9 protein-coding genes are annotated in these 9,567 nt (G+C 72.5%); 1 reads left to right on the top strand and 8 read right to left on the bottom strand.

Annotated features, from left to right (window positions below):
* From LCD33_RS27665 to LCD33_RS27630, 8 genes are all read right to left on the bottom strand, one after another.
* The coding region (locus LCD33_RS27665; protein ID WP_224978453.1) for a copper transporter at positions 1 to 831 on the bottom strand (831 nt) is incomplete at its 3' end.
* Positions 828 to 2,009, bottom strand: a complete 1,182-nt coding sequence (steA, locus tag LCD33_RS27660; protein ID WP_224978452.1) for a putative cytokinetic ring protein SteA — start codon at positions 2,007 to 2,009, stop codon at positions 828 to 830. The genes steA and LCD33_RS27665, both read right to left, overlap by 4 nt.
* 99 nt (positions 2,010 to 2,108) lie before the next feature.
* Positions 2,109 to 3,914: a DNA repair protein RecN gene (gene recN, locus LCD33_RS27655; protein WP_224968781.1), complete on the bottom strand. Its 1,806-nt coding sequence runs from the start codon at positions 3,912 to 3,914 to the stop codon at positions 2,109 to 2,111.
* A gap of 114 nt (positions 3,915 to 4,028) precedes the next feature.
* On the bottom strand, positions 4,029 to 4,922 hold the full coding sequence (locus LCD33_RS27650) for an NAD kinase (RefSeq protein WP_224962225.1): 894 nt from the start codon (positions 4,920 to 4,922) through the stop codon (positions 4,029 to 4,031).
* A complete protein-coding gene (locus LCD33_RS27645) occupies positions 4,919 to 5,806 on the bottom strand; it encodes a TlyA family RNA methyltransferase (RefSeq protein ID WP_308011334.1) in 888 nt (295 codons plus the stop codon). The genes LCD33_RS27650 and LCD33_RS27645 overlap by 4 nt, the downstream gene beginning before the upstream one ends.
* A 5-nt stretch (positions 5,807 to 5,811) precedes the next feature.
* Positions 5,812 to 6,048 carry a hypothetical protein gene (locus LCD33_RS27640; RefSeq protein ID WP_224962229.1) on the bottom strand — a complete coding sequence of 79 codons (237 nt, stop codon included), beginning with the start codon at positions 6,046 to 6,048 and terminating at the stop codon, positions 5,812 to 5,814.
* A 95-nt stretch (positions 6,049 to 6,143) separates the two neighbouring features.
* Entirely contained in the window at positions 6,144 to 7,169 is a 1,026-nt protein-coding gene (locus LCD33_RS27635) for an HAD-IIA family hydrolase (protein ID WP_224968779.1), read from the bottom strand.
* On the bottom strand, positions 7,166 to 8,080 hold the full coding sequence (locus LCD33_RS27630) for a hypothetical protein (RefSeq protein WP_224968776.1): 915 nt from the start codon (positions 8,078 to 8,080) through the stop codon (positions 7,166 to 7,168). The genes LCD33_RS27635 and LCD33_RS27630 overlap by 4 nt, the downstream gene beginning before the upstream one ends.
* Positions 8,081 to 8,098: 18 nt before the next feature.
* On the opposite strand from LCD33_RS27630, the gene LCD33_RS27625 reads away from it, so the two are divergent.
* Positions 8,099 to 9,364, top strand: a complete 1,266-nt coding sequence (locus LCD33_RS27625) for a hypothetical protein (protein ID WP_224968774.1) — start codon at positions 8,099 to 8,101, stop codon at positions 9,362 to 9,364.
* Positions 9,365 to 9,567: the final 203 nt, after the last annotated feature.

The raw sequence follows: 9,567 nt of genomic DNA, 5'->3' as shown, positions 1-9,567 counted from the left end.
CGCGTTGTCCACCGTGGACAACGCGGAGGACACCGCCCGGTCGGCGCGGGCGACGCCGACCGCCCCGTCGCCGTCGGCGGAACCGCGCGCACCCGCGAGCACCGCGCCGCCCCCGGAGCGGTCCAGCTGCGAGGCGAAGCGGGCCAGGAAGGCAGCCCGGTCGGCCGCACCGGGCTCTGCCCCGGAGCCCGCCTGATCGCCGCCGGTCATCACCAGCGCGAGCGGCGCGGCGCGCACCTCGCCCACCACCGTGGCGAAACCGCCCTCGGACAGGCCGGTCAGCGCCGCCGCGCGCTCCTCCGGCGAGACCTGCGGCGCACCGGCTCCTTGGTCGAGCAGGGTCAGCGGCCCCAGCAGCCCGCCGGTCAGCGTTCCGACGTCGGTGGCGGTGGGCAGCTGCACCCCCGCGGGGAGCAGCCGGGTGACCAGCTTCCGCGCCTGGTCGGCCCGATCCGGTTCGGCGATCGCCCGGTCCAGCTGCACCTCACCGGTCACCTCCGCGCCCGATTCCTCGATCAGCCGGCGCATTCCGGCGCGGTCCTGCTCGGAGACGTCCCAGGTGCTGAAGAGGACGACACCGCGATCGGCCAGGCTGCCGCGCACCGTCATCGGGGCCGTGGCCGCGCTGAACCGGTTGGCGCCGTCCAGCTCGTCCCGGAGCGCGGTGCGCTCCGCACCGAGCTCGTCGACCTGGTTGCTCAGCGAGTCGCGCTCCTCGCCGACATGCGAGAGCAACCGCTCGCTGAGCGAGGTCGAGCCGAGCACGATGCCGACCCCCAGGGCCAGCAGCACCGCGGCCAGGGAGATCACGTGTTGGCGCATCGAGATCATGCGAACCACTCCTGCAGCTGCCCGAACGCGGACCGGCCGAAGTCGGCGAGCACCGCGAGGAAGGACGTTCCGAATCCGGACACCGCCAACGCCACGCCGAGCACCAGCAGCGCGGCCACCAGCAGCAGGACCACCGCCCAGTTCGACCCGGCGTTGCGCTGCAGCGCGGTCACCGCGGCACCGTCGACGAGCCTGCTCCCCAGCCGCAGCCGGGTCAGGAACGTGGACGGGTTGGAGCCGGACCGGCCGCGGTCCAGGAACTCGTGCAAGGTCGCCTGGAAGCCCACGGTCACCACGAGGCGGGCGTTGTGAGCATCGGCGATCAGCAGCGCAAGGTCCTCCGGGTTCCCGGAGGCGGGGAAGGTCAGCGCACCGATGCCGAGGTCCTGGATGCGCGCGATCCCCGGTGCGTGCCCGTCCAGGTGCGCGGGCACCACGACCTCGGTGGCCCGCTTCAGCGTGTCCTTCTCGATGCCGTTCGGATCACCGACGATCACGTCCGGGCGGTACCCGGCCCGCAGCAGCGTGTCCGCACCTGCGTCCACCCCGATCAGGACCGGCCGGTAGTGCTTGATGTAGCGCTTGAGGCGCTTCAGGTCGTCGGCGTGCCCGTAACCGGGCACCAGGACCAGGACGTGGCGGTCCTCGATGGGCACGGTCACCGCGGGCACCCCGACGCCGTCGAGGATGAGCATCCGCTCGGTGCGCAGGAACTCGATGGTGTTCGCCGAGAACGCTTCGAGCTGCGAGGTCATCCCCGTCTTGGCCTCGATCAGCTGGTCCGCGATCGAATCGGCGTCCTGCTCCACACCGGACGCGATCTCGCGGCCGCCCGAGTAGATCGTGCCCTCGTGCAACCGCACCTTGGAACCGTCCTTGACCGCGCGCATCGCCTCCCGGCCGGCGCGGTCGATCAGGGTGACGCCGGCCGCGGACAGCACCTCGGGGCCCAGGTTGGGAAACCGCCCCGAGATCGACGGCGCGGCGTTGACCACCGCGATGACCCCTGCCGCCACCAGGACGTCCGCCGTCCGGCGGTCGAGGTCGACCTGGTCCAGCAGGACGATGTCACCGGGACCGAGCCGCGAGGGCAGCTCGCCGGTGCGGCGCGGGACCCGCGCCGTACCGGTCACTCCCGGCAGCTCCTCCTGACGTGTGAGCAGACCACTGAGCTTCATACACCGATGGTGACAAATGGATCACCGCCCGGGAGGTCGCCACGCCGTACGACCACACCCGTTCAGCCCTACTTGATTGATCCAAATGGATCAATCGGGTCAGCGGGGGTTCGCGGCGGCGCTCTTCCCGCCGCGCCCGCCCTTCGCGGGTCCGGCCTTCGACTTGTCGGACGCGGCGGTCGCCAGCAGCTCCTCGGCGTGCGCCCGGCCGGTGGCGGTGGAATCCAGACCCGCGAGCATCCGGGCCAGCTCGGCGACTCGTTCACCGTCGGCGACCGTGCGCACGTCGCTCCGGGTGAGTCCGGTGTCGTTCGATCCCTTGTCCACCACGAGGTGCCGGTCCGCGTAGGCGGCTACCTGCGCGAGGTGGGTCACCACGACCACCTGGTGGGTCCGCGCCAACCTCGCGAGGCGGCGACCGATCTCGACGGCCGCCCGGCCACCCACCCCGGCGTCGACCTCGTCGAACACCAGCGTCGGCACCGTGTCCGCGTCGGCGAGCACGACCTCCAGCCCGAGCATCACCCGCGAGAGCTCACCACCCGAGGCGCCCTTGTGGATCGGCAGGGACGGGGCACCGGAGTGCGCGATGAGCCGCAGCTCGACCTCGTCGGTGCCGTCCGGGCCGGCGGCCAGCGTCCGGTCCCCCACCGCCAGCGCCGCGGTGTCCGACGCCTCGGTCTCCTTGGGCTCGACCACGACCTCCAGCCGCGCCTGAGCCATCGCCAGTCCGGCGAGTTCCTCGGAGACCGCGGCCGCGAGCCCCACGGCGGCCTCCTGCCGTTCCTTCGTGAGCACCTGGGCGTGTTCCGCCAGTTCGGCGGCGAGCTCGTCGCGGCGCTGCGCCAGGGCGGCCAGCGCCTCGTCGGAGGTGTCCATCCCGGCCAGGCGCTCCCGCGCGTCCGCGGCCCACGCCAGCACGCCGTCGACGTCGGCGGCGTACTTCTTGGTGAGGTTCTTCAGCTCGGCCTGCCTGGCGAGCACCTGTTCCAGCCGTCCGGGGTCGGCGTCGAGCCGGTCCAGGTACCCGCCCAGCTCGGCACCCACGTCCGAGAGCACCGCGGTCGCCTCCGCGACCCGCGAGTCCAGGTCGAGCAGCACCGGGTCCTCGGCGGCACCGAGCCGGCGCCGGGCGTCACCGAGCAGGCCCATCGCGCCCGGAGACTCCGGATCGCCGTCGGCCGCACCGCTCACCGCGTGCTGTGCACCGGCCGCGATCTCGCGCAGTTGGTCGACGTCGGACAACCGCCGCGCCTCGTCGACGAGGGCTTCATCCTCGCCCTGCTCCGGCGCCACGGCTTCGATCTCGTCCAGGCCGTGCTTCAGCAGCTCCGCCTCCCGTGCCCATTCCCGGGCCCAGTCGGTGCGCTCCGCAAGCTCCCGCACCACGGCGGTCCAGTCGGCGCGAACCCGCTGGTACTGCTCCAGGACGGCGGCCACCGGCTCACCGGCGAAGCGGTCCAGCACCGCGCGCTGCTCGCCGGGGCGCAGCAGCCGGAGCTGGTCGTTCTGCCCGTGCACCGCCAGCAATTGCTCCGACAGCTCGGAGAGCACCGCGTTCGGCACGGCCCGGCCGCCCAGGTGCGCGCGCGAACGACCATCGCTGTTCACGCTGCGCAGCGCGATCAGGCTGCCGTCCTCGTCCGGTTCGGCACCGGCTTCCCCGGCGACCTTCGCCGCCCCCGATTCGGGGGCGACCTCGAACCGCCCTTCCACCAGAGCCCGCGGAGTGTTCGATCGGACTCGCGAAGCATCGGCGCGACCACCGCTGAGCAGGTGCAGCCCCGTGACCACCATCGTCTTGCCAGCTCCGGTCTCACCGGTCACCACGGTCAGGCCTGGGTGCAGCTCAAGCGTGGCATCGTCGATGACTCCCAGTCCCTGGATGCGCATCTCAGCCAACACATCAAGCACCCTAGCGGGCGGCCCCGACCGCTCGGCCCCCGCCAGTCCGATCAATCACGCCGATCCGCGCGCGGCGGTGCCGCGCGACCGCGCTCGACTGCGGTTCGCGGCCGGTCAGTCGGCTGCCGGGCCGCGCCACCCCTGGACCGGGAGCTCGAACTTCCGGACCAACCGGTCGGTGAACGACGCGTCGTACAACCGGACCAGGCGCAGCGGGTTCGCCCCGGCCACGACCTCGACCCTGGCCCCCGCGGGCAGGTCGAAGTGCCGCTGCCCGTCGCAGCACAGCACCGCGTCGTGCCCGCCGTGGTCGATCTCCAGCGCTACGGTGGAGTTCCGCGACACCACCAGCGGGCGGGCGAACAGCGCGTGCGCGTTGCTCGGCACCACCAGCAATGCCTCCACTTCCGGCCAGACCACCGGCCCGCCAGCGGAGAACGCGTAGGCCGTGGATCCGGTCGGGGTGGAGCAGAGCACCCCGTCGCAGCCGAACGCGGACACGGGATGGCCGTCGACCTCGACGACCACGTCGAGGATGCGTTCCCGGCTGCTCTTCTCCACGCTGGCCTCGTTCAGCGCCCACGTGGTCGCGAGCACCTTCCCGTCGAGCATCGCGGTGATGTCGACGGTCATCCGCTCTTCGACGTGGTACCGGCCTTCGACCACGGCCAGCACCGCTTGGTCCAACGCATCCGAGTCGGCCCCGGCGAGGAAACCGACCCGCCCGAGGTTGACGCCGAACACGGGGACGCCCGGCAGCCGGGCCAGCTCGGCGGCGCGCAGCAACGTCCCGTCGCCACCGAGCACGAACACCAGCTCGGTGCCCGCGGCGGAGTGCGGTCCGGAAGGAACCGCTTGGGTGTAGCAGCCGGGGCTGAGGTCGCGCGCCTCATCCTCCAGCACGCGCACGCGCACGCCGGCTCCCACCAGTTGCCCGGCGACCTTCTCCGCGGTGCGCAGGTTGTGCTGTTTACCGGTGTGGACCACCAGCAGCACCTCTCGGGTCAACTGCGGCCCCCTCGTCGGTTTCCGGCCGTGCCGGCGGCGGCCTTCTGGGCCCCACCGCCCTTGTCCGTCGTCTGCGGCCCGGTGCGCACCGCTTCCGCGACGAGTTCCGCCGCTTCCGCCGGGTCGGTGCTCGCACCGGACCGCAGCCAGACGAAGAACTCCACGTTGCCCGAGGGCCCCGGCAGCGGGCTGGCGGTGACGCCGCGCAGCCCCAGCCCGGACTCCGCAGCGAAGCGGACCACGTCCAGGACCGCTTCCGCGCGCAGCTCGGGGTCCCGCACCACGCCGCCGGAACCGAGCCGCTCCTTGCCGACCTCGAACTGCGGTTTGACCATCGGGACCAAGTCGGTCTCCGGCCCGGAGCACGCCGACAGCGCGGGCAGCACGAGCTTCAGCGAGATGAAGGACAGATCGGCCACGACGAGATCGACCGGACCGCCGATATCGGCGGGTTCCAGGGCGCGCACGTTGGTGCGGTCGTGCACCCGCACCCGGTCGTCGGTCTGCAGCGCCCACACCAGCTGGCCGTACCCGACGTCCACCGCCACCACTTCCCGAGCACCCTGCCGCAGCAGCACGTCGGTGAAGCCACCGGTGGAGGCACCGGCGTCGAGGCACCGGCGCCCGTCGACGGCCAGCCCGTCGGCGCCGAAGACCTCCAAGGCGCCGAGCAGCTTGTGCGCCCCGCGAGAAGCCCACTTCGGGTCGTCGACGTCCTCGGCGACCACGACCGGGGCATCGATCTCGACGGCGGTGGCCGGTTTCCCGGCGACCATGCCCCGCACGGTCACCCGACCGGCGGCGATCAGTTCCGCGGCCTGCTCCCGCGACCTCGCGAGCCCGCGGCGCACGAGTTCGGCGTCCAAACGCGATTTGCGCGGCACTCCGATCACCCGCCGCCCGTCGAACCGGACAACATGTTCTCGGCTCTGCTCAACGCTTCGGACAACGCCGTGTGCACCGCCTCGAACCGCTGGACGTGATCGGCCACCGGCAACTCACGCACCTCGTCGAGACGCGCGAGCGCTTCACCGATGGCGTGCTCGGCCGCCGAACCGTCGTCCGAGGACTTCGCCAGCATCGACGGGTTCGGCGCGAATGCACCGCCCTGCCCTGGAGAGGTCATCGTCTCCCGCTTCTGTCGCCCACATCGCCGGACGTCTCGCGGCGACTACATCAACGCTATCCGAACTGAACCCCGGACGTGCGGAGCCGGTCGCTTCAGGCGAAGCCCAATCGGCGCAACGCATCGGTGGACGTGGAATCCGCCGAGCGCACGGTCACCTGCCCGGAGCCGACCGGCCACCACGCAGCGCACAGGGCTCGGAGCGCACCGAGCGCGTGCTCCCGCGTTCCGGACGACTCCGGCCGGTCCGACGCGGCCGACAGTTCGAGAACACCGTCCGCGACTCGAACCTTCCAGTCGGGCTGGTCGCCGACGGCGCTCACCTCGTGCGGCAGGTGCAATCCGCGCAGATCGTCCGCGATGTGCTCGGGCCGGAGTTCCACCGGCGCGAACAACGCGTCGGCCGGGGTTCCCACCCCGGTCAGGACCATCAGCGAGGGCATCCCGGACCGCACGGCACCGCTGATGTCGGTGTCGAGGCGGTCTCCGACCATCAGTGGCCGCCCGGCCCGCGCCGAGGACACGGCGCGGTCCAGCAACGGGCGTTCCGGTTTGCCGGCGACCTGCGGTTCCTGACCGGTCGCCGCGCGCAGCGCCGCGACCATGGAGCCGTTGCCCGGCAGCTCACCGCGTTCGGTGGGGAGCGTGGCGTCCGCGTTGCAGGCGACCCACGTCGCTCCGGCGCGGATGGCCAGGCACGCTTCCGCCAGGTTCCACCACCCGGTGTCCGGAGAGTGGCCTTGCACGACCGCGACCGGTTCGTCCGCGTTCTCCCGGACCGGGGTGAGTCCGAGCTGCTCGACCTCCGCTGCGAGCGCCTCCGAGCCGACGACGAGCACCTTCGCGTCGGTCGGCAGCTGTTCGGCGAGCAGGGCGGCACCGGCTTGAGCGCTGGTGCTCACCTCGTCCGCGGTGGCCTGCAGGCCGAGCGCGTTGAGGTGGTCGGCGACGGCTTGCGCCGGTTTGGACGCGTTGTTCGTCACGTACCGCACCTGCACGCACTTCCGGCGCACCTCCTCGATGGCCTCGTCCGCCCCGGGCGCGAGTTGGCCGCCGCGGTACACGGTGCCGTCGAGGTCGAGCAGCACCGCGTCGTGGTGGTCGAGCAGCGTTCCGGTCACTGCGATTCGTCCCCTCGCGGGTCGCTCGCCTTCACCGCTCGGTCGGCCGACTGCGTTCCGTCCACCGCTGTCTGCTTCGAGGCCGGGGCCTGTTCCACCGCGGCTGCATCGGGCTCGGCGGTCGCGGGGACGGCCTGCGCCGTGGTCGGTTCCGCAGCGGAGTCACCCGCGTCCACGGGTTCTTCCACCGTCACCTCGGCTTCGGATTCGGATTCGGTGGTGAGCTCGACGTCGCCCGCGTCGTCGAGCGCGGCGGGTCCGGCAGCGGTCGCTTCAGCCACGAGTTCTTCGGCTTCGGCATCACCGCCGAGCAGGACCACCAGCTCGTCCAGGCGTTCCGGGGCGTCCGTCTCACCGTCGTCGTCGGCGTGCGCGGCGTGCACGAACCAGGTGAACGCCTCCTGCACCCGGCCGGCGGCGAGCAGGTTGTCGGCGTACGCGTAGAAGAGCCGGGCGCTCCACGGTTCCTGAACCTTCGGGTCCAGTTCGGGAATCTGCAGGCTCACCACGGACGCTTCGACCTCGCCGAGGTCGCGGCGGGCACCGGCGGCAACGATGCGGAGCTCCACCGCTTCCCCACCGGTCAGCTCGGCGGCTTCGGCGCTGCGGCTCAGTTCCAGGGCCCGTTCCGCACGGCCCAGCGCACGCTCGCAGTCCGCCATGATCGCGATGTGTCCGGGACCACCACCCATGCGGCGCGCGGCGCGCAGCTCGGACAGCGCCTCGGTCCACTCACCCATCTGGTAGGCGCACAGCCCGTTGGCTTCGCGCGCGGCACCGATGCGGGAAGCGCGGTGCCGCGCGTACCGCGCGTGCACGAGCGCCTGCTTTGGGTCGGTGTCCATCAGCTTCCCGGCCGCGACCAGGTGCAAGGCGACCTTGTCCGCGAGTCCCTTCGGCAGCGAGCGCATGTCCCGGCGGACCTCACCGTGCAGCTCGGAGACGTCGACGTCCTCCGGCAGTTCCGGGGCGACCTCGACGGGCTTGGTCTCGACGTTCTCCTCGGCTGCCGCACTGGAACGCTGCGCGGCGTCCCGGTCGTGTCGGCGCGGACCGCGGTTGTCGGACTGCGGCCGCTGCCGGTCGTCGCGCCGCGGGCGGTCGTTGTCGAAGCGGTCGCGCTTGCCCTGCGGACGGTCACCGCCCCTACGGTCGTCCTTCGGACGCCCGTAGGAGGGACGGCCGCCGCGGTCATCGCGACGATCGTCGCGCTGCCGCCGGTCGCCGCCACGATCGTCGCGCTTGTCCGACCAGGAGCGGCCGCCGCGGTCCCGGCCGTCGCTCTTGCGGTCCTGCCACGGGCGGTCGTTGCGCGGACGGTCGTCGGAACGGTGGCCGCCGCCTTGGTGGCGGTTGCCGCCCGCGCGGTTGTCGCTCCGCCGGTCGCCGCCCCGCTTGTCGTCGTCGCGCCGGTAATCAGGGCGCCGGTTGTCCGGGCGCTGGTCGTCGCGCTTGAAGTTCGAGCCCTGGCGGTCGCGGCGGTCGTCGAACCGCGGCTTGTCCCGGCGGTCACCGCCGCGGAAGTCACCACGGTTCCGGTCGCCACCGCGGAAGTCACCGCGATTCCGGTCGCCACCGCGGTCGTCCCGAGGCCGGTCGTCGCGGTAGGAACGGTTGGGCCGGTCGTCCCGGTTGAAACCACGGCCGCGGTCGTCCTGCCGGTCGAAGCGACGTGCGCCTCCCGAGCCGCCACGGCCGCCGTCGTTCCGACGATCGTCACCGCGACGCTCGTCGCGGAAGCCACCACGACGTTGTTCGCCCGGACGTCCGCCCTTGCGGTCGTCGAACTTGGAGTCCCGTCGGAAGCCGCCCTTGTCGGCCGGACGGCCCCGGTTGTCCTTGCGGAACTTGGAGTCGCCCTTGTCGCCAGGGTCACCCCAGGTCTGCTCGTCGCGTCCCTGCCCGAAGGCGCGCTGACGGTGCCCCCCATCAGCCCGGCGATCTTCGATGCGCGGTCCGCCGCGGTCGCGGTTGTTCGCGAACCGGCTCCCACCGCCCTGTCGGCCGCGGTCACCACCCGAGCCGCGGGATCCGCCGTCTCGGCCTCGGTCGTTCCGGCCGCCGAAACCGCGCCCTGCCGATCCGTTCTTGCCGGCCTGGCCGCTGCGGCCGGAATCGGCTCCGCGGCGGTCGCCGCCGCCACGCGTGTCGTCGGACCCGGACACCAGACCTCCTGGACGTGCAAACTCGGTTGAGTACCAGCGTAGACCTCGGCGCCACCGCTCTACCGGTGCCGTCCGAGTGTGGATGCCGCGTCGCTCGCAGTCGAGGCGCAGCACAAAAAAGGGGCCCCCGCGGGGGGGGGGGGGGGGCGCCCCCCCGCCCCGGCGCCCCCCGGTGGGGGGTTTGGGTCTAAAACACCCCCGGCGACCATCGTGTGGGGGGGCCCCGCGGCGAA

The sequence above is a fragment of the Saccharopolyspora sp. 7B genome (assembly GCF_020177435.1).
GTDB classification, from domain to species: domain Bacteria; phylum Actinomycetota; class Actinomycetes; order Mycobacteriales; family Pseudonocardiaceae; genus Saccharopolyspora_C; species Saccharopolyspora_C gregorii.
This window is presented reverse-complemented; position numbering and strand designations above follow the sequence as displayed.

What these genes read in the sequence shown, in the direction of transcription:
- steA (WP_224978452.1), bottom strand. Translation starts at nt 2,009, where the DNA reads ATGAAGCTCAGTGGTCTGCTCACACGTCAGGAGGAGCTGCCGGGAGTG.
- LCD33_RS27640 (WP_224962229.1), bottom strand. Translation starts at nt 6,048, where the DNA reads ATGACCTCTCCAGGGCAGGGCGGTGCATTCGCGCCGAACCCGTCGATG.
- LCD33_RS27630 (WP_224968776.1), bottom strand. Translation starts at nt 8,080, where the DNA reads ATGCGCTCGCTGCCGAAGGGACTCGCGGACAAGGTCGCCTTGCACCTG.